The organism is Clostridium sp. 1001271B_151109_B4, assembly GCF_015670405.1.
In the GTDB taxonomy this organism is placed as follows: domain Bacteria; phylum Bacillota; class Clostridia; order Clostridiales; family Clostridiaceae; genus Clostridium.
Genome location: NZ_JADPBQ010000003.1, coordinates 122,895 through 143,167, shown reverse-complemented (window position 1 = coordinate 143,167; position 20,273 = coordinate 122,895). Strand labels below are relative to the sequence as shown.

The following is a 20,273-nucleotide window of genomic DNA, read 5'->3' as shown; positions in this document are numbered from 1 at the left end:
ACAAGGGTTAAAGTAACACTATTAAAATAAAAAACATAATATATAGTAAATGTAATTAGTTAGTTAATTATGATAAAAATATAGAGGTGTTATGTATGGATAATTATGAGGAAAGATCACGTAGAGGTAACAAATATTATTCAGTTAATATAAATAGTAGGTTACGAGAAAATGAGTTTAAATACCTAAAAAAAATAGGCGTAAATAAGGGGTTAAATATATTAGTAGATAGTTCAAGCAACCCATTAATGGATATAGAGTCAGTAGAAAATTCCTTAAGTCCATTATATAGTGATTTTAATAGGATAACCGTATATTCTTATAGTCTTGAAGAGGAGAAAGCACTTTTAAATTTATATTATGGCTATTTGAAATAGTAGTAATATAAAGAAAGTGTAACAAGAGATAAAAACGATATGGACAAGTATTTTAAACCAAATGATATGGTAAATGGATATAGGGTTATTAAAATTATAGGACAAGGAAGATATGGAATTGCATATTTGGCTAAAAACAATCAAGGGGAAAAATGTGTTGTTAAACAACTAAAGAATAAAATGTTAAATGTTACAAGGGATAAGTTGTTTTATGAAGAAGAGATTTTGAAAAGTTTAGATAGTCCAAGATTTCCTAGGTTTATTTCAAGGTTTAATGATGGAGTTAGACAGGGATATTTATTAGAGTATATTGATGGTCAAGTATATTATGATTTGATTACTAAATATGAATATGAATTTAGTAGAAAAGAAATATATAATGCAGCAAGTCAACTTTTAGATTTGATAGAAATTTTGCATAGTAATGGTATAGTACATCGTGATATTAGATTGCCTAATGTTATCATTATGAAAAATAGCAAGTTAGCATTAATTGATTTTGGATTAGCTCGATATATTGATGGGAATTATAAAGAAAAGATGGATTATTGGTATATAGGAGATTTTTTAATACACTTATATTATTCATCTTATGAGCCAGCATATGCAGAAGAGAGACCGTGGTATATGGAATTAAATTTGACTTCTCAAGAAAGAAGCTTCTTAAAAAGATTAATGGGGTTAGATAGAAGATTTAGGAGCATTGATGAAATACGTGAACAATTGTATAGAATTAAGAGTAGGTATTAGAGGGGGCACCATGTAGTGTTAAATTCTAGTATAATACTACGTGGTGTATTGTTAAGCTAATAAAATAGGAGAGTGGGCTGTAATGGAAGCTATAAGGATAGTAGAAATATATCCAGAAAGTTTTAGAGCAAATATTTATACAGACGATCCATTTAGAATGATTGGAGTAATAGATGTGGATATTGAATACACTTATGGAATTGAAAGAGTAACACTAGCATTTTATAGATCATCAGGAACAAATAGTGGGAAGATACAGGGATTATGGTATCCTATAGTTGGAATAAAAATCAAGAATGGGAAATTTACTGAGTTTTCAAGTGATATAAATATAATTATGAAAAATTCTACCAAGCAAGGAAAAGGTAAAAAAGGATGGCTCGCAAAATCAATATTTTTTTCTAAAAGAATTGATGTAAAGTACCAAAAAAGAGGATTTTCATATGGAAGGCATTATGAAAAATTATTAGGTATCGGGGAACTGTTAGAGCAGTTATATGATAAGAGAAAATATATATATGATAATTCGTTAAGTGCAAAGGAATATAACAAAATACTATATTCTGAGAAAATAAAGCAAGGAAATAAATTAAGTCAAAAAGCAAATTTTGATAACTTTATAAAGGATATATTTGAAGAAAGATAATTAAATTAAGACATGTATTATTAAGAATTTAGTAATACATGTCTTTTAAAATTAATAATCATAAATTAGTTAAAATTTTAGAAAATATATGTTAATAAAAATAATAATATTTTATGAAATATTTTGAAAAGTTTATATTTATAGTATAATTGTGTAAATAGAAGTAATTAGTATTTAGTTTAAGTAAAGTATAGAAAGGAAGAGTATGAAAATAGGATTAGTATTAGCAGGTGGTGGCGGAAAGGGAGCCTATGAGCTTGGTGTATGGAAAGCCTTAAAAGAATTAAATTTAGCACAATATATATCAGTTTTTTCAGGAACATCTATAGGTGCATTTAATTCAGTATTATTTGCGATGGATGATATGAAAAAAGCAGATGAACTTTGGGAAGAGGTAACTATGGATAAATTAGTTCCCATTAGCAAGGGGGAATTAATAAAAAGAGGGATAGGTTTATACATTGGAGGTAAAAATCTTCAATTAGCTAAAAAGTTTTTAACTGATAAGCTTGAACATGGGGCTATAGGTAATAATGGGGCTGTTGAAGTATTAGAAAAATATTTAGATTTTAATAAGATTAAAGAAAATAAAAAAATATGTTATGCTGCATGTACGAAGTTACCAGATTTGAATGCAAAATATTTTAGAATCAATGATTATGATGAAGAAATAGGTAAGAAAATAGTATTAGCTTCAGCTTCTCTGCCATTAATATATGAAAGTACAGAAGTATTAGGGGAAAAGTATCTTGATGGAGGTATTGCTGATAATGTTCCTATTAAACCTGTATATGGTGAAAAATGTGACATTATAATTGTGGTTTTACTATCTAAAGAAGCGCAAATAGATAGATCATTATATCCGAATTCAAAACTTATTATAATAGCTCCAGAAAATTTAGTTGAAAACACGCTGACAGGAACTTTAAATTTAGATACAGATGCTAAAAGAGTAAGAATAAGTGAAGGATATAATGATACAATCAATAAACTTGAACCAATTGTAGAATTAATAAATTATATAAATAGGAAAGAAGAAGAAAAGAATAATCCTGTTTTATTTAAATTATACGGTTATTTAAAAGATGTAAAAAAAACCAGTGATAAGAAAGCAAAATGATAAATGTAGATGGGTGAATGAGAGATGAGAAAAATGGTTTTAATCATTTATAGAGAAATTGAAATAGATGGGAATTTAGCTGGTAAATTATATAAATCAAAAGAAAAGTGGGTAAAATAAAAATAGAATTTATTAAATTTAATATTTTGGTATAATTATAGGAAAAGGTAAAATATTTGATTTTGAATACAAAACTGGTATAATTTACTTAAATAAAAATTAAAAATGAAAGTGAGGTAGGTTAGTTTAAATTTTATGACTAACCAAATAAATATGTTAAAAGAGACATTAAAAAAAGATGAAATAGCTGCTATGAAGGCAAGAGATAAAGCAAGAGTTAGTGTTTTAAGATTAGTTAACTCTGAAATTAAGGCATATGAAGTTAACAATAGAGAAGAAATTTCAGATGAAAATGTAATAAAAATAGTAGAAAAGAGCATTAAGCAAAATAAAGAAGCTTTAGAATATGCAAAGCAAGCTAATAATGAAGAAAAAATAGCTGAAGGAAATTTTGCAATTGAAGTATTAACTCCATACTTACCAAAACAATTAACTGAAGAAGAAGTTAGTGCCATGTTAAAAGAAATAATTACAAATGGTAATTATACTGCAAGGGATATGGGTAAGATCATGAAAGAAATTATGCCAAAGGTTAATGGGAAATTTGATAGATCTAAAATTAATCCTATGGTAAAAGAGATTTTAGGATAATAATATATTATAATGGGCATGTATCATAATTATTAAGATATGGCCCATTTTTTATTTGGAGTGAATTATATTTATAGATACATATAATTAAACTTAACTTATGAGATAAAGAAAGGAGTAAGTATGGAAATAATAAAAACTTATATTAAAAATAATAAAGGGAGGTTTTTTACTGTTCTTGTATCTTTGATAGTTTTTTTAGTTTTATTTATTTGGACTAATAATAATTATAATATTTATAAATCTACAATAGCAAAAGTAATAAGTGTAGAAAATACATATGATAAAACTGAAAAAGGTCCAGAAGATATAGAAGAGAAATATTATATTCAAACAATGGTTGTGAAAGTGAAAAATGGACAATATAAGGGTCAAGAAATTACTTTGAAAAATTCATATTCATCATCAATGTTGATGAATGAGAAATATAAAAAGGGTGATGATTTATTTATAAGTATTAATGAGAATAGTAATGGATTATCAGGAAGTATCAGTGGATTAAAAAGAGATAAGTTTATAGTTTTACTTATTGGATTTTTTGTTATTGCTTTGGTTGCTATAGCTGGAAAGTTTGGAATATATACATTATGTACTTTAGTTGCTAATATAGTGGCGTTTATATACTTTATTAAACTTTATGTTTCTGGTAAAGATTTTATGGTAATTAATATTTTAATGATTGTTTTCTTTAGTGTAATTACCTTATTGATACTAGGAGGATTTTCTAGAAAGAATATTGGAGCAATTTTATCTACGCTAATTACTACTTTTTTAATATTTGTGCTATATAAAGTTGCACTGGCTTATACTGGGGATTTGCATTATGAATTAATGGATTATATTGCAGGACCTAATGATTTGGAAAATATATTTTTATCTGGTGTTTTAGTTGGATGCTTAGGAGCTGTTATGGATGTAAGTATTACCGTGAATTCTGCAGTTAATGAATTAGTAAATGCAGCTAAATCTATTACGTTAAAGCAGTTAATTAAATCTATTAGAGAAATAGGATATGATATTATGGGAACAATGATTAATGTTTTAATGTTTTCTTACATTGGAGGAAGCTTATCTATTGTAATTTTAAAAATAGTAAATGGATATAACTTTCAAAGATTAATTCAATTTGATCTTTCTTTTGAAATAATAAGATTTTTAGTAGGATCTATAGGTATAGTTTCGGCTGTTCCTATATCAGCTTGTATAGCTCTATTATTTTTTAGAAAGGGGATGAGTAAAGAATGATAGTGTTATTAACAATATTATTGCTTATATTAATGATTTTAGTGGGTGGAGATAGAGGATCAAAGTCATTTATTGCTCTTGCATTTAATGTGATTCTATTAGGACTAGCTGTATTTACTATTAGTCATGGGATAAATCCAATACTTGTTACAATCGTTGGAACTGTAATCTTTTGTCAGATAACATTAATTTATCAAAATGGACATAATTTAAAGACTTATGCTGCAGTAATGTCAGTAGTATGTGTTGTTTTATTGTTAAGTTTATTAGTTTCAATATTAGGAACAAAATCAAATTTAGGTGGATATAGTGAGTTAGATTTAAGTTCTGAATTAAGTGTATACTTGTCTCCAAATATTAATATAAACATGAATCAATTAATGATATGTATGATTATTATAAGTTTATTAGGAGCAGTAATGGATACTGCTATGGCTATTACATCTTCACTATACGAATTTAATGAAGTAAATAGTGAACTAACATTTTCTGAATTAGTAAAGTTAGGTTTTAATGTTGGGCGAGATATTTTAGGGACAACTGTTAATACAATATTTTTTGCTACTATAGGTGAAACTATGATGATAGGAATATTATTTATAAAAAATAAATATACTTTTGAGAGTGTTATTAATTCAAAGGAGTTTTATAAGAATTTATTTGATTTAGTTATTTCTAATATTGGATGTCTATTAATAATTCCAATAAGTATTTTGATTTGCACTTATATGCTTAAGAGTGATAATAGTTTTATTAAATCAGTAAAGGGTTATTGCGAAAAGCTGAATAATGAAAATTAAATTTTAATTTTATATAAAAATGCTACATAATATTGAAATGAGTGTAGCATTTTTCATTTTGTAAATTTATTAGGTGAATAATAGTTTTAGGTATAATATAAAAAAGTTAGGATGGAGATGATATCCTAACTTTTTATTTTAAAAAGTACCAGTTTTGTTGGTATTATTATAAAACATATTGAAAAAAGTTTTGGCTAAGTGTACTTAGAAGCAAAGGAATAATAAAGGTAATATTAACCAAGCGTTACCAGCTCCACAATTACCAAATCCACAATTATTATTACAATTACCAAATCCGCAATTACCAAATCCACAATTATTATTACAATTACCAAAATTTCTATTGTTCATACAAGTGTTGTTATTTCTACAACAATTTCTTCTACAATTATTTCTTCTACAATTATTACAATTGTTTCTCATGTTTACTCCTCCTATAAATAGTAAAGCTAATCTTTAAAGCTTTCCTATTTTGTGCTTATACTATAATATACTCGAGAGTAATAATTTGGTGCACATAATAATAAGAATTGTAAATAAAAATTTGTTTTACTTCATTAAATACTTTAATAATTTCTTCAGTTGGACTTTTATCTAGTAAGCTTATAATTATTATTGTTAACATTTATAAAAAATGAAAATAATAAATGAAAAGTAAAGAATGAGAATAAATATAAAAAATAATTAATAAGAGAAAAGCTAACAAGTTAATGAGAATTGAGATAGATAGGATAATATGGACAATGTATTTAATTATTTTAATAAATAATGTAAAATAATAGTAAACATAAGGGGAAATGAAAAGGAAAGAGGGCATAAAAATGAGTAGACTTTTAAAATTAAGAGAATCAATGAAAAAATATAATATAAATTATTATATAATTCCAAGTTCAGATCCACATCAAAGTGAATATGTAGCAGAGCATTATACTGGTAGAGCTGCAGTATCAGGATTTACTGGATCAGCAGGAACATTATTAGTTGGAGAAAATGAGGCTAAATTATGGACTGATGGAAGATACTTTATTCAAGCTACAGAACAGCTAAATGGAACTGGGATAGATTTAATGAAAATGGCTACGCCTGGTTATGATACTATAAATGAATGGATAGAGAAAAATGTACATGAAGGAGAAACTATAGGATTTGATGGAAATTGCTATAGTGTTAATCAATATAAAGAATTATTAAATATAAATAAAAAGAATAAGTTTAATATTAAAATGGATAAAGATTTGTTAGAAGAGGTTTGGGAAGAACGTCCTATTTTACCTAAGTGTGAAGTTTTTATTCATGATGTAAAGTATTGTGGAAAAACTGCCAGTGAAAAATTAAAAGATGTAAGAAAAGTTATGAAAGAAAATAATGTTGAAAGTTATTTATTAACTTCTTTAGATGATATTGCTTGGTTATTTAACATAAGAGGAAATGATATTTTGTTTAATCCAGTAGTATTAAGTTATGCAATAATTACAGATACGGAAGCTAAATTATTTATTGATAAAAGCAAGGTTAACAAAGATGTAGAGGATGAATTGAATTCACAATCAATTGAAGTATTTGAATACCTACAAATTGAAGAAGAAGTAAAGAAGCTTAATGGTAAAGTATTAATAGATCCTGCAAAAGTTAATGCAAGATTATATTCTTTATTAGAATGTGAAGTAAAAGAAGCGGTGAACTTAACAACAAATTTAAAAGCAATAAAAAATAATGTTGAAATAGAGAGCTTAAAAAATTGCCATATTAAAGATGGAGTTGCAATGGTTAAGTTCATTAAATATTTAAAAGATAATTTAGGAAAAGAAAATATTACAGAATTATCAGCTAGTAAGGTATTAAGTGAACTAAGAAGTAAAGAAGACCTGGCAATGGGGGATAGCTTTGGGACTATAGCAGGATATAAGGAGCATGCAGCAATGATGCATTATAGTGCTACAGAAGAAAGTAATTATGAGCTTAAGGAAGAAGGATTATTCTTAGTGGATTCAGGTGGACAATATTTAGATGGAACAACAGATATAACAAGAACTTTTATTTTAGGAAATATTACAGAAGAGGAAAAAAGAGATTTTACGTTAGTATTAAAGGGCCATATTAATTTAGCTAATGCAAAATTTTTAAAAGGAGCTACTGGAGGTAACTTAGATATATTAGCAAGGGGACCTTTATGGCAATATGGACTAGACTACAAGTGCGGAACAGGTCATGGTGTTGGATTTTTCTTAAATGTTCATGAGGGGCCACAAGGAATAAGACCATATGGAAATAATGTAGTTTTAGAACCAGGAATGATATTAACTAATGAACCAGGTGTTTATAAAGAAGGTAAATTTGGAATAAGAACTGAAAATGTTATGGTTGTAGTTAAAGATGAAACTAATGATAATGGTGAGTTTTATAAATTTGATACAATATCATACTGCCCTATAGATTTAAATGGAATTAAAGTTGAACTACTAAATTCTGAAGAAAAAGAATGGCTAAATAATTATCATAAAAATGTATATGAAAAACTTTCTCCTTATTTAAATGAAGAGGAAAAAGAATTATTAAAGATGGAGACAAGGGAAATATAAGTAAAGAAAAAGTTAGGATTAAAGATGGAATCCTAACTTTTTCTTTTGGTATTTTGTAGATATAAGAAATATTCCTATGATATAAAAGTTGTTTGTTATGATATATTTAATTAATATATATTATTAAGATTAACGTAATGGTATGATGTGTTTTGAATATTGGCACTTATTGTAAAAATGATATTGAAGTAAAAAGAAATTATAATGAATAGGTTAAATTAAATATATATAATGAAATGAAGGAACAAGTACAATAAATGTATTTGTTCTATTATTTTTCGTATATTTTTAATAAACACCTTTAAAATACGAAAAATAAAAATAAAATCATTGACAATGTTCGTAACTGTAGGTAGAATTATAGTATAAAGTAGAGAAAAATATTTAAAAAGGTCGAATATATATTGTTTAAGATGGAGGAAAGTATGAAAAGAAAAGGTCGTTATTTACTATTTATTCCGTGTATAGTATTGGTAGCTTATTTTATGATAGTTCCATTATTAGAGATAATAATTCCTACTTTTACTAACAATGAAGATGGAATGTTTAGTGTATATAAAGAATTTTTTACAGATTCATATATGATGTCGATATTTTTAAGAACAATTAAAATATCATTAATATCATCATTGATTTGTATGGTTATAGGGGTGCCGGTATCTTACTATATATCTAGAGTATCTAAGAAGGTAAGGGGATTATTTATAGCATTAACAGTATTCCCTATATTAACAAATTCAGTTGTGCGTTCATTTGCATGGATGAGCATATTAGGGAAGAATGGAATAATAAATAGTTTACTTATGAAATTAAATATAATAAATGAACCATTATCACTTTTATATACAGAAGGCGCAATTATAGTTGGTACTGTATATATCTTTTTACCATTAATGATTATTTCATTAGTCGGGGTTATGGAAAACATAGATAATGATTTATTAGAAGCAGCAGAAAGCTTAGGAGCAAATAAAGTAAAATCATTCTTTAAAGTGGTATTTCCTTTAAGCTTACCTGGATTAATAGTTGGAACTGTTTTAGTATTTACAGGTTCTTTAACGGCATATACAACTCCACAACTATTAGGGGGAAATAAAAATACAGTTTTAGCGACATTAATATATCAAAAGACTATGACATTAGGAGATTGGCAAGGTGCTGCAGCAGTAGCAACTATAATGATTGTAGTGACTTTAATAGTGATAAAGGGAATCAACTTCCTGGCATCAAGATTAGATAAGAGAGGTGTTTCATAAGATGAAAAAAAATAGATTTTTAACAGTGTTTGTTATATTGACATATATATTCTTATTTGCACCATTAGTTATTATTGCGATGACAAGTATAGGGACAGAAAATTATATAGCATTTCCACCAAAAGGATTTTCTTTGAAGTGGTTTATTACAGTTTTTGAATCACAATCATTTATAAAGAGTATGGGTACAAGCTTTGTAATATCAGGAGTAGCAACATTGGCAGCTTTAATAATAGGTATGCCAGCAGCTTATGGATTAAGTAGATTTAATTTTAAGGGAAAAGGTATTATTAAAAGTTTTTTCTTTTCACCATTGATTGTGCCAGGAATAGTAGTAGGATTTTCATTATTCCAATTCTTATTGGTAAAATTAAATCTTTCAGTATATATGAGTTTATTTATTGGACATACATTAGTAATTATTCCTTACATTATAAGGGTTGTAGGATCTAGTTTAGAAGGATTCGATTATTCTATAGAGGAAGCGGCTATGAGTTTGGGCTGTAAAAAGTCATTAACATTCTTTAAGGTAGTATTACCTAACATAACATCAGGAGTAATGGCAGCCTTTATGTTAGCATTTATAAATTCATTTAATAATGTTCCAGTATCTATGTTCTTAACTGGACCAGGAGTAAGTACATTACCTATAACAATGATGAATTATGTTGAATATAATTATGATCCGACAGTATCAGCATTGTCAGTAATATTAATGATATTAACTATTGGAATCATGTACATATTAGAAAAAACATTAGGTCTTAACAATTTTGCAGGATAGAGTTAAAGCTAAATAATTAGTTGGAGGACAATAAAGATGGATTTAATAAATTTACAAAATATAAATGTTTCATATGATAAAAAAAATAATATATTAGAAAATTTAAATTTAAGGGTTAAAAAGGGCGAATTAGTGTCTCTACTTGGACCAAGTGGTTGTGGAAAAACTACTACTTTAAGAGTTGTAGCAGGTTTTATAGAACCAACAGCAGGTAAGTTTTTATTAGGGGATAAGGATTATACAAAAATACCTGTACACAATAGAAACTTTGGATTAGTATTTCAAAGTTATGCATTATTTCCGCACTTAACTGTAGAAGAAAATGTGGCCTTTGGATTAAAAATGAAAAAGATATCTAAAGAGGAAATAAAAACAAAAGTAGCAGAAATATTAGAAACTGTTGATATGAGTCATTTAGCTAAGAGATATCCTAAGGAGTTATCAGGTGGACAAAGACAAAGAGTAGCTATAGCAAGAGCTTTAGTTATTGAACCAAGTCTTTTACTTTTAGATGAGCCATTAAGTAATCTTGATGCTAAATTAAGATTAAAAATGAGAGTTGAGATAAGAAAGCTTCAACAAAAATTAGGAATAACAACATTGTTTGTTACTCATGATCAAGAAGAGTGTTTTTCAATTTCAGATAGAGTAGCTGTGCTTAACAAAGGGGTAATAGAACAGTTTGATACTCCAGAAAATATTTATTCAAATCCTGCAACAGAGTTTGTAGCAAGATTTGTAGGTTTTGAAAACTTTATTGATTTAGTTAAAACATCAGACGATACTTATGAAAGTGAAGGTGGAACTAGATTAAAGGTTACTAGAGCAAAAGAAGAAAAGACTGCCAAAGGAACTATAAGACCAGATGATATAAAAATAGTTGATAAAACTTTAGAAAATACTGTAGAAGGTACTATAGAAATAAGAACTTTCTTAGGAAAGGCATATCAATATGATGTGAAAACACCTGTAGGGAACTTAATAGTAAATAGTGAAAACAACGCTATATATGAAAGAGGAGACAAAATTAAGCTTCATCTACCAGCAAGTAAAATAGTAATATTATAAGTTAAAGTTTGGAAATTAATATCTAGGAGTATGATTTTGTAATCTCATTGAGTATTACAAGGACTATTATTAAAGAAAATAAATTTATACGAAGGTGAGGAATTAGCTAATGAAAAAGAGAGTTTTAGCAGCGTTATTAATAGGGGTAGTATCTGCGACAGCATTAATAGGATGTGGAAAATCAGATGGGAAATCATCAAATAAAAAGCTTGTAATTTCAACTTGGGGATTAAACGAAGATGTTTTAAAGGAAACTGTATTCGATCCTTTTGAAGAAGAATATGGAGTAGAAGTAGTTTTAGAAATAGGAAATAACTCTGAAAGATTAACTAAAATGAAAAATAATCCAAATTCGGGAATAGATGTGACATATTTAGCAGAGTCTTTTGCAGAGCAAGGAATAGAAGCTGGGATTTTTGAAGAACTTGACTATTCAAAAATACCAAATGCTGAAAATTTAAATGATAAGGCAAAGTCAACTGTAGAAAGAGGATTTGGCCCAGCTTATACATTAAATAGTATTGGAATAGTAGTAGATCCTTCAGCAGGGATAGAAATAAATTCATGGGAAGATTTATGGAATCCTGAATTAGTAAACAAAATAGCTATTCCTGATATAACAACTACTAATGGACCAGCAATTATGGAAATAGCGGCAGAAAAGGCTGGTGTTCCAGTAGAAAATGATAAGGGAGAAGCTGCATTTAAGGAATTAGAAGCTTTAAAGCCTAATGTTGTAAAAACTTATAGTAAATCTTCAGATTTAGCAAATATGTTTTCTAGTGGAGAAATAGTAGCGGCTGTAGCAGCAGATTTTGCTTATGGAAACATTGCAAAAGCGAAACCAGAAGTAACTTATATAGTACCAGAATCAGGAACTTACTTAAACTTTAATACAATAAATATAAACAAAAGTTCAAATAATAAGGATTTAGCTTATGAATTCATTAATTATGCATTAAGTGAAGAAGTTCAAGAAAGAACAGCTAAAGCATTAAGTGAATCACCAGTAAATACACAAGTTGAATTAAGTGATGAAGAAGCTTCAAATTTAACATATGGATCAGTAGTAGATAATGCTAAAACAATTGATTTTAAATTTGTTAATACAGTAATAGATGAATGGGTTAATACTTGGAATAGGATAATGAACTAGTATTATAGGTAATAAAATGGAAGTACAATTAATTATTAAAAACTTAAATATATATAACAGCTATTTTAAAAAGTTTATACAAGGTGATGTTATAATAAATGATGGTAAGTTCCTTCATATAGGAAAGAATTATGAAGATAAGTTAACATCTAAAAATATTATAGACGGTAATAATAAGTACATAATTCCAGGATTAATAGATATACATATGCATATAGAAAGTTCAATGACAATTCCAAGTGAATTTTCTAAAACTGTAATAAAACATGGGGTCACTACAGTTGTAGCTGACCCTCATGAAATTGCAAATGTTTTTGGAATTGATGGAATAAATGAATTTATTAAGTCTAAAGAAAAGTTAGATATATTTTATGGTATACCAAGTTCAGTGCCATCTACATCTAGCTATTTAGAAACTACCGGAGGAGAAATTACTGTTGATGAAGTAAGAGAATTATTATCTTATGAAAATATACTTTGCCTTGGAGAAGTAATGAATTTTAAAGATTTAATAGAAGATGAAAATTCAGAAATAAATAATATTATTAAAGTTAGTAAGGGTAAGAAAATTCCATTAGAAGGACATTGTCCTAAAATAGAAGGAGTTGACTTATCGTTTTATATTTATAGGGGGGTTGATGGAGATCATACCCAACAGTCAGTAGCATCTCTTGAAGAAAAAATAAGTAATGGTATGTTTATTGAAATACAGCATAAATCAATGACTGCTGAAAATATTAAGTTTTTAGTAGAGAATAATTTATATGAGCATTTTGCTTTGGCTACAGATGATGTTATGGCAGATAAGCTAACTAAAGGTCATCTTAATGATTTAGTAAAAGAAGCTGTTAAGTTAGGAATGTCTATAGAAAATGCAATATATGTATCTACCTATACTCCAGCAAGAAGAATGAGGCTATTTGATAGGGGCTCCATAGCACCAGGTAAAATAGCAGATTTTGTTTTGATTGATGATATAGATAATTTTAATATTTATGAAGTATATAAAAATGGACAAGTTGTTTTTAATAAATATGATGGATTAAAACAAGAGTACTTTAAAGAAAAAAGTAGTTTTAACAAAAGATTTTATAATAGTATAACCTTAAATAAAATCACTGAAGAGGATTTATTAGTTAAGGTACCTAAAAAATATAATGATGAAGTTACTTGCAGAACTATAAATGTTATGAAGAACACTACATTTACTGAAGAAGGAGAAGTTTCTTTAAATGTAACAAATAATGTTTTAAAATGGGAAAATACTAATTGTGCTTTAATTGCTGTTTTTGAAAGGTACGGAAAAAACAATAATGTGGCCTTTGGATTAGTAGAAGGAGAGATTATTAAAGAAGGGGCAGTAGCTACAACTTGGGCTCATGATCATCATAATGTTATGGTTATGGGGAGAAACCTTGAGGACATGGTTTTGGCTGTTAATAATCTAATAGATTCTAAAGGTGGATATATTGTTGTAAAGGATAATGATATATTAGCAAAATTAGAGTTACCTATAGGTGGAATAGTTAGTGATGAACCAATTGAAGTTGTAGGCGAAAAATTAGGTGAAGTTAGAAGTGCTATGAAAGAATTAGGATATAATCATATGAATGAAATAATGTCATTTAGCACATTATCTTTGCCAGTGAGTCCAGCTATCAAAATTACAGATAAGGGACTTATTGATGTAAAAAATTGCAAAGTTGTATCACTATTTAAATAAGTAAAAGAGACTATGTATATGCATAGTCTTTTACTGCAGTTTGGAGGGTTTAAAATGAAAAGGAAGCTTACTATGATTGAAAATACTACAATTATTACTATGAATGAAAATAGGGATATAATAGAAAATGGATTAGTAGTATTTGAAGAAAATAAAATAATTTATGTTGGTGATAATAAGGGTAAAGAAAACTTTATAAATGAAGGTAATTATGATGTTGAAATTATAGATGGTGAGGAAGGAATATTAATGCCAGGAATGATAAATTGTCATACTCATGCATCAATGATTCCATTTAGAAGTTTAGCTGATGATTATAAAGATAGATTGAAGAGATATTTATTTCCTTTAGAGCAAAAGTTAGTAGATGAAAGTTTAACTTATATTGGAGCTAAGTATGCTATAGCAGAAATGTTATTAGGTGGGGTAACTACTTTTTGTGATATGTATTATTTTGAAGATGAAGTTGCTAAGGCGGCTAAAGAGCTTAATATGAGAGGTATACTATGTGAAACAATAGTAAACTTTTCTTCACCTGATGCAAAGAAGCCTTTTGGAGGATTAGATTATTCAAGAAAGTTTATAGAGAAATGGAAAAATGATAATCTTATAATTCCAGGTATAGCACCACATGCACCTTATACTAATAGTGATGAATCCTTAAAAGAGGCTTATGAAATAAGTAAGGAATATAATGTTCCTATCACAATGCATGTTGCAGAAATGGATTATGAATTTAAAGAATGCATGGAAAAGTACGGTTTAACTCCAGTTCAATATTTAAATAAATTAGGGATATTAGACTCTAATTTTATATCTGCTCATACAGTGTTAGTAAATGATGATGATATAAAAATATTAAAGGATAAGGGTGTAGGTGTATCTCATAATATAGGAGCTAATGCAAAGGGAGCAAAAGGTGTTGCACCTATAGTAAAAATGAAGGAAGAAGGAATTAATATAGGACTTGGAACTGATGGACCTATGAGTGGAAATACTTTAGATATAATTGGGCAAATGGTTCAAGTTGGAAAGATTCATAAATTATTTAATAATGATAGGTCAATATTACCATCAATAGAGTTAGTGGAAATGGGAACAATAGGTGGAGCAAAAGTATTAGGATTAGATGAAGAAATTGGTTCAATTGAAGTTGGAAAGAAAGCAGATTTAACTTTAATAGAAACTAAATCTGTAAATATGCAACCAATATATGATTATTATGCCGTGATTGTTTATTCTGCAAATGCAAGCAATATTGATACAGTAATTGTTGATGGAAAAGTAGTTGTTAAAAACAAACAGTTAGTAAGTGATGATTTTAATCAAATTAGAAATAATTTATTAGGGTTACAAGATAAGATAAATAATATTGCTAAGAAACTATAATTTTAGATTTATAAATAAAAGTAAATAAAGCTGTTATGAAAAATAATAAAAATAGTATTAAAAAAGAAAAATTTTTAATACTATTTTTTTATTGTAATTACTTAATATAAATTTTAATTATGAAGCTTTTTAAATCTATTTTAATAAAATTTTAAAGTGTAATTAATCTATTTAAATTGATAAGATTAAAAATGTATATATGAAACAGTTAATAAAATAGCAAATATTAATGAAAAATAAAAAAAATTAAAAAAAATTATATCATACTATATTTATCTACTTTAAAAATTTTGAAAAAGTATTATAATGAATATAAGTAATAATTATTATTAAATAAAAGTTAAAGTTAATAATAAGGTAGAGGTAAAAAGATGGATGAAGCAAGAATTATAGAAATGATAAAGACAAATCCAATTATTATAAAAAATATAGATAATCCTACTGAGGAAATGAAGTTAATAGCTATTGAGAAAAATGGACTTTTATTAAGATATATAAATAATCCTACATTAGAAATGCAAGAAATTGCAATGAGTAATAATCCTAGGGCTATTGAGTTTATAGAAAATCCTACAGAGAAAATGATGATTGAAGCAATAAATAACGGATGGAGCAATTTAAATTATATTAAAAATCCAAGTGAGACTGTTATTAAGCTAGCTATAGAGCAAAGAGGATGGGCAATTAGATATGTTAAGGACCCTAGTGAAGAATTACAATTATTAGCTGTAAGAAAGGATTACGATTCTATTAAATATATTAAAGAGCCATATGAAAGTGTTCAAGAAGCTGCTGTAAATATAAGTTATGATGCATTAAGATATATAAATTCACCTTGCTATAAAGCTGAAGTTGCAGCCATTAAAAATAATGAAGCAGCGGCAAAGTTTATAACTGATTTGAATAAAGATAAAATATTAAACTTTTTAAAGGTGAATATTTTAGTAATTAGATATATTACAAGAAGTATGCTAAATGAAATTTCTCGTGAAGAATTAAAAGAAATATTTAAAGATGTATTATCAAAAGATAATGTAGATGAAAAGTATGTTAGGGATTTTCTAAACTGTAGTATTATTGATAAAAATAGTGAAATAATTGATATTGATAAAGTTATGTTCATTTACAAGTATGGAAGTAAAAAAGCAAAAAGAATTGCTGTAGATGAAAAGCTAAAGATGATGTAAGGGGAAGAAAAAATGAATTTTATAGATACATTAAGAAGTGTGGAATTGGTACTAGCGACGGATGAGGTGCCTTTAGTAGTTGGTGAAAGTGGAATTGGAAAAACTGCTTTAGCAAAAAAATTAGCTAAAGAAAATAAATGGAGATTAATAGTTATTGATGGTAATCTTCTTAAGGAAGGTGAAATAGGAGGATTACCAACTGTAGAATCCTATATAGCTATGAATTCTAATGGAGATAAATTTGAAAAGAAGACAACGATATATGCTGTTCATACAAAGTTAAGGGAAATTGATGAAGAAATAGCTAAGGGTAATAAGGTACTTTTATTTATTGATGAAATAAATCGTTGTGAGCATACAGTTCAACAAGAACTTATGAATTTAATATTAAATAGAGAGATAAACGGATACAAATTACATGATGATGTAAATATATTAGCAGCAATGAATCCATCAAGCAAATATGGTTCTGATTTTGATTATCAAGTAGTTGATATGGATGCAGCTCAAGAAAATAGATTTGTATGGCTTAATATGGAAAGTGATCATAATATTTGGTTAAAGTGGGCAATAGAAGCTGGAATTGAGCAAGAAGTAATAGAATTTATTTCGACATTCCCAGAATATTTACATAAGATGAATGAAGATGATGTAAGGGCAACGCCAAGAAGTTATGAAAGAGTTTCTAAAGCACTTAAAATTTATAAAGAAAAGAAAGATTCTATACCTAGAGCTGTATTTTTAAATGTTATAAAAGGTAATGTAGGAAAAGTTATAGCAGAAGAATTTATAAGTTTTATCGAAGCTGAACATAGTCCTTTAATATCATTTGAGGAAGTATTTGCTGGAGATACCTTAAGTGAGGAAGTTGTAGAAAAGGTTAAAAATGAAAGTCATACTAGACTTTATTTAAGTGCAATGAATATTTTAAAATCTTTAGAAGAAAATATCAAAAGCTTTGGTGATGAAGATTCTTATTACATTAATAGATTTATTGAGTTTTTAAAAGAGTATCCTGTAGATTTAATGGTAGGAATTATGAAGGATATGAAAATTGGATATCCTGAAAGTTATAAAAGTGCATTACAAAATGAAGAGTTTGTAGAAAGTTATTTTGAAGCTTATAGTTCAATAAGGGGATAAAATATGGAAAGTAATTTTGAAAGTATAAAAAGTTCACTTTATAAAAGGGCTGAGAAAATAGTAGATGCTTCAGTAATGTTTAAAACACTTCGTGCTAAGGAAAAGCTTGATGTAGATATTCCTAAAGAGTTTGAAGAAGAATTTTTTAAGTTGGTAGATAAAGTGAATTTAAGCCTTGTGGAAGAAAAGGATAATTTTTATGGGTACTTTTTATTTCAAATGGGCAGAGAAATACGCTTTGATATAAATAGTCCAACTGGTATAAATTTTAAAGGTGCTAAATATGTTATATATTTTAATCCAATAATATTTTTGCAGCTTAATATAAAACAAATGGAAAGTACTATTAAGCATGAAATTCATCATGTATTATCTATGCATTTAGTAAGAGCAAAGGAATTAAAGGGAAAGTTTAGTACACTTGCAATTAATTTGGCTATGGATATAGTAGTAAATCAATACTTAAATAATTTACCACCATATGCAACTACTTTAAAAGGTATAAATTTAAAGTATGAATTAAATCTTGAACCTTATAATTCATTCGAATATTATGCTGAAAATATTCAAAATGTTTTAAATGTATTAGAAGAAAATGATGAAGGTGAAGAGGATGATAGCTGGGGAGAAGAATCAGAAAATGGATATGACCCAGAAACTACTCATGACCTTTGGGATGAAAGTGAAAACATAGACGAAAAAACTCTTAGGGATTTTACTGAAAAGTTTATAAGTAATTCTGAAAAAGGTGTAATACCTATTCATATAGAAGGAATGATTGCTTCGTTAAAAAAAAGTAAGGGCGAGATTCCGTGGAATTTATTCCTTAAAAAATTAATGGGGACAGTAGAAAGTAATAAAAAGAAAACTATAACAAGAAGAAATAGAAGGCAACCTAATAGATTAGATTTAAGGGGTGAGCTTAGAAATCATAAAGCTGAAATTGCAGTTGCAATTGATATAAGTGGCAGTATAAGTGATGAAGAATTTAAGCAAGCGATTAAAGAAGTTTTATCTATAGTAAAAAATTATAATCATGAAATAACTATAATAGAATGTGATAAAGAGATTAAACGAGCATATAAGGTTAAAAATATAAATGATGTAAAAGAAAGATGTTCTTCTGGTGGAGGGACTAGATTTACCCCTGTTTTTGAATATGCAAATAATAAAAATATTAATTTATTAATTTATTTCACTGATGGTAAGGGAGAAGACAAATTAGGGGTGATACCTAGAGGATATAAAGTATTATGGGTTATTTCAGGAAGAGGAGAAAGACTTTCATTAAAAGAATCTTATGGAGCTGTTAAGAAGCTTAGTAAGGTTGAGATAAAAGATAATATAGTAGATATGAAAGATGTTAGAAATGATGGTTATTCAATGAATAATCAAGAACCAATATTTTAGTTAGTAGTTATAGTTGAAACTCCTAAGGGGGATTCTTAAAATATAATTGTATAAATTCAGTTTTGTTGAATTTATTACTTAACTTATGATTTGTAATAAAATATAAAAGGAGAGATGATTTATGGGAATTTTAGAACAAAGTATAAAAAATAAGGTGGTTATTGTAACTGGTGGAACTAGAGGAATTGGTTTTTCAACTGTAAAAGCGTTCCTAGAAAGTGGAGCTAAGGTTGCATTATGTGGATCGAGAAAGGAAACTGTAGATAAAGCTTTATCAGAACTTAGTAGTATAAATTCAAACTATGAAGTTATTGGCTTTTCAACTAATTTATTAGATCTAGCAGATGTTAAAAATATGATGGAACAAGTTATTGATAAGTGGGGATCTATAGATGTCTTAATTAATAATGCAGGTATAAGTGATAGTGTTAGTATATATGATCAAGATACAGATCATTTTGCAAAGGTAATAGATATAAATGTTGAAGCTGTTTTTAATTGTAGTAAAATTGCAGCTGAAAAGATGAAAGCAAATGGAAAAGGAGTTATACTTAATACAAGTTCAGTAGTAAGTATAAATGGTCAAAAGTCAGGTGTTGGATACCCTACATCTAAATTTGCAGTAAATGGATTAACTAAATCTTTAGCAAGAGAGCTTGGTAAGGATGGAATAAGAGTTAATGCAGTGGCTCCTGGAATAATTGCAACTGATATGGTAGCAGCACTTGATCAAAATATGATAAAAGGAATGGCTGCTAATATACCAGTTGGAAGACTTGGAGATCCAGAAGATATTGCAAATGCATTTTTATTCTTGGCCTCAGATATGGCAAGCTATATAAGTGGTGCAATTTTATCTGTTGATGGTGCTACTGTTATATAGGGTTAAGTATATAAGTTAAATTTTAAAAATATAGCTGCAACTTATT

General features: G+C 27.4%; 19 protein-coding genes. 18 read left to right on the top strand and 1 reads right to left on the bottom strand.

What is annotated here, in order from left to right; translation table 11 throughout:
• Positions 1–95 precede the first annotated feature (95 nt).
• The 7 genes from I4V63_RS03425 to I4V63_RS03395 all read left to right on the top strand — a co-directional run bounded on the left by I4V63_RS03425 (position 96) and on the right by I4V63_RS03395 (position 5,649).
• Positions 96–377 carry a hypothetical protein gene (locus tag I4V63_RS03425; protein ID WP_195999896.1) on the top strand — a complete coding sequence of 94 codons (282 nt, stop codon included), beginning with the start codon at positions 96–98 and terminating at the stop codon, positions 375–377.
• Between the two features lie 39 nt (positions 378–416).
• Positions 417–1,127, top strand: a complete 711-nt coding sequence (locus I4V63_RS03420; protein WP_195999895.1) for a protein kinase family protein — start codon at positions 417–419, stop codon at positions 1,125–1,127.
• An 82-nt stretch (positions 1,128–1,209) separates the two neighbouring features.
• A complete protein-coding gene (locus I4V63_RS03415) occupies positions 1,210–1,773 on the top strand; it encodes a hypothetical protein (RefSeq protein ID WP_195999894.1) in 564 nt (187 codons plus the stop codon).
• A gap of 205 nt (positions 1,774–1,978) precedes the next feature.
• Complete coding sequence (locus tag I4V63_RS03410; protein WP_195999893.1) at positions 1,979–2,893, top strand: patatin-like phospholipase family protein; 915 nt, start codon at positions 1,979–1,981, stop codon at positions 2,891–2,893.
• A gap of 255 nt (positions 2,894–3,148) precedes the next feature.
• Positions 3,149–3,604, top strand: coding sequence for a GatB/YqeY domain-containing protein (locus I4V63_RS03405; RefSeq protein WP_243280437.1), 456 nt, complete (start codon positions 3,149–3,151; stop codon positions 3,602–3,604).
• Positions 3,605–3,727: 123 nt separating this feature from the next.
• Complete coding sequence (locus tag I4V63_RS03400; RefSeq protein WP_195999892.1) at positions 3,728–4,849, top strand: YibE/F family protein; 1,122 nt, start codon at positions 3,728–3,730, stop codon at positions 4,847–4,849.
• Complete coding sequence (locus tag I4V63_RS03395; protein WP_195999891.1) at positions 4,846–5,649, top strand: YibE/F family protein; 804 nt, start codon at positions 4,846–4,848, stop codon at positions 5,647–5,649. Before I4V63_RS03400 ends, I4V63_RS03395 begins: the two co-directional genes overlap by 4 nt.
• A 204-nt stretch (positions 5,650–5,853) precedes the next feature.
• On the opposite strand, the gene I4V63_RS03390 is transcribed toward I4V63_RS03395, so the two are convergent.
• Complete coding sequence (locus I4V63_RS03390; protein WP_195999890.1) at positions 5,854–6,072, bottom strand: hypothetical protein; 219 nt, start codon at positions 6,070–6,072, stop codon at positions 5,854–5,856.
• Between the two features lie 392 nt (positions 6,073–6,464).
• Between I4V63_RS03390 and I4V63_RS03385 the strand changes: the two genes are divergently transcribed.
• The 11 genes from I4V63_RS03385 to I4V63_RS03335 all read left to right on the top strand — a co-directional run bounded on the left by I4V63_RS03385 (position 6,465) and on the right by I4V63_RS03335 (position 20,227).
• Complete coding sequence (locus tag I4V63_RS03385; protein WP_195999973.1) at positions 6,465–8,228, top strand: aminopeptidase P family protein; 1,764 nt, start codon at positions 6,465–6,467, stop codon at positions 8,226–8,228.
• Positions 8,229–8,653: 425 nt separating this feature from the next.
• The gene (locus I4V63_RS03380; protein WP_195999889.1) at positions 8,654–9,484 is read left to right on the top strand and encodes an ABC transporter permease; all 831 of its coding nucleotides are present in this window, start codon (positions 8,654–8,656) and stop codon (positions 9,482–9,484) included.
• Position 9,485: 1 nt separating this feature from the next.
• A complete protein-coding gene (locus tag I4V63_RS03375; protein WP_195999888.1) occupies positions 9,486–10,268 on the top strand; it encodes an ABC transporter permease in 783 nt (260 codons plus the stop codon).
• Between the two features lie 36 nt (positions 10,269–10,304).
• Positions 10,305–11,336, top strand: coding sequence for an ABC transporter ATP-binding protein (locus tag I4V63_RS03370; protein ID WP_195999887.1), 1,032 nt, complete (start codon positions 10,305–10,307; stop codon positions 11,334–11,336).
• Between the two features lie 109 nt (positions 11,337–11,445).
• Positions 11,446–12,492: an ABC transporter substrate-binding protein gene (locus I4V63_RS03365; RefSeq protein ID WP_195999886.1), complete on the top strand. Its 1,047-nt coding sequence runs from the start codon at positions 11,446–11,448 to the stop codon at positions 12,490–12,492.
• Between the two features lie 16 nt (positions 12,493–12,508).
• Positions 12,509–14,215, top strand: a complete 1,707-nt coding sequence (locus I4V63_RS03360) for an adenine deaminase C-terminal domain-containing protein (RefSeq protein ID WP_195999885.1) — start codon at positions 12,509–12,511, stop codon at positions 14,213–14,215.
• 54 nt (positions 14,216–14,269) lie between these two features.
• Positions 14,270–15,604, top strand: coding sequence for an amidohydrolase (locus I4V63_RS03355; protein ID WP_195999884.1), 1,335 nt, complete (start codon positions 14,270–14,272; stop codon positions 15,602–15,604).
• 371 nt (positions 15,605–15,975) lie between these two features.
• Complete coding sequence (locus I4V63_RS03350) at positions 15,976–16,791, top strand: hypothetical protein (protein WP_195999883.1); 816 nt, start codon at positions 15,976–15,978, stop codon at positions 16,789–16,791.
• A gap of 12 nt (positions 16,792–16,803) precedes the next feature.
• Positions 16,804–17,934 carry an ATP-binding protein gene (locus I4V63_RS03345; RefSeq protein WP_195999882.1) on the top strand — a complete coding sequence of 377 codons (1,131 nt, stop codon included), beginning with the start codon at positions 16,804–16,806 and terminating at the stop codon, positions 17,932–17,934.
• A gap of 3 nt (positions 17,935–17,937) precedes the next feature.
• Positions 17,938–19,344 carry a VWA-like domain-containing protein gene (locus tag I4V63_RS03340; protein ID WP_195999881.1) on the top strand — a complete coding sequence of 469 codons (1,407 nt, stop codon included), beginning with the start codon at positions 17,938–17,940 and terminating at the stop codon, positions 19,342–19,344.
• 121 nt (positions 19,345–19,465) lie between these two features.
• Complete coding sequence (locus tag I4V63_RS03335; protein ID WP_195999880.1) at positions 19,466–20,227, top strand: SDR family NAD(P)-dependent oxidoreductase; 762 nt, start codon at positions 19,466–19,468, stop codon at positions 20,225–20,227.
• Positions 20,228–20,273 lie beyond the last annotated feature (46 nt).

What these genes read in the sequence shown, in the direction of transcription:
- I4V63_RS03425 (WP_195999896.1), top strand. Translation starts at nt 96, where the DNA reads ATGGATAATTATGAGGAAAGATCACGTAGAGGTAACAAATATTATTCA.
- I4V63_RS03420 (WP_195999895.1), top strand. Translation starts at nt 417, where the DNA reads ATGGACAAGTATTTTAAACCAAATGATATGGTAAATGGATATAGGGTT.
- I4V63_RS03415 (WP_195999894.1), top strand. Translation starts at nt 1,210, where the DNA reads ATGGAAGCTATAAGGATAGTAGAAATATATCCAGAAAGTTTTAGAGCA.
- I4V63_RS03410 (WP_195999893.1), top strand. Translation starts at nt 1,979, where the DNA reads ATGAAAATAGGATTAGTATTAGCAGGTGGTGGCGGAAAGGGAGCCTAT.
- I4V63_RS03405 (WP_243280437.1), top strand. Translation starts at nt 3,149, where the DNA reads ATGACTAACCAAATAAATATGTTAAAAGAGACATTAAAAAAAGATGAA.
- I4V63_RS03400 (WP_195999892.1), top strand. Translation starts at nt 3,728, where the DNA reads ATGGAAATAATAAAAACTTATATTAAAAATAATAAAGGGAGGTTTTTT.
- I4V63_RS03395 (WP_195999891.1), top strand. Translation starts at nt 4,846, where the DNA reads ATGATAGTGTTATTAACAATATTATTGCTTATATTAATGATTTTAGTG.
- I4V63_RS03390 (WP_195999890.1), bottom strand. Translation starts at nt 6,072, where the DNA reads ATGAGAAACAATTGTAATAATTGTAGAAGAAATAATTGTAGAAGAAAT.
- I4V63_RS03380 (WP_195999889.1), top strand. Translation starts at nt 8,654, where the DNA reads ATGAAAAGAAAAGGTCGTTATTTACTATTTATTCCGTGTATAGTATTG.
- I4V63_RS03375 (WP_195999888.1), top strand. Translation starts at nt 9,486, where the DNA reads ATGAAAAAAAATAGATTTTTAACAGTGTTTGTTATATTGACATATATA.
- I4V63_RS03370 (WP_195999887.1), top strand. Translation starts at nt 10,305, where the DNA reads ATGGATTTAATAAATTTACAAAATATAAATGTTTCATATGATAAAAAA.
- I4V63_RS03365 (WP_195999886.1), top strand. Translation starts at nt 11,446, where the DNA reads ATGAAAAAGAGAGTTTTAGCAGCGTTATTAATAGGGGTAGTATCTGCG.
- I4V63_RS03360 (WP_195999885.1), top strand. Translation starts at nt 12,509, where the DNA reads ATGGAAGTACAATTAATTATTAAAAACTTAAATATATATAACAGCTAT.
- I4V63_RS03355 (WP_195999884.1), top strand. Translation starts at nt 14,270, where the DNA reads ATGAAAAGGAAGCTTACTATGATTGAAAATACTACAATTATTACTATG.
- I4V63_RS03350 (WP_195999883.1), top strand. Translation starts at nt 15,976, where the DNA reads ATGGATGAAGCAAGAATTATAGAAATGATAAAGACAAATCCAATTATT.
- I4V63_RS03345 (WP_195999882.1), top strand. Translation starts at nt 16,804, where the DNA reads ATGAATTTTATAGATACATTAAGAAGTGTGGAATTGGTACTAGCGACG.
- I4V63_RS03340 (WP_195999881.1), top strand. Translation starts at nt 17,938, where the DNA reads ATGGAAAGTAATTTTGAAAGTATAAAAAGTTCACTTTATAAAAGGGCT.
- I4V63_RS03335 (WP_195999880.1), top strand. Translation starts at nt 19,466, where the DNA reads ATGGGAATTTTAGAACAAAGTATAAAAAATAAGGTGGTTATTGTAACT.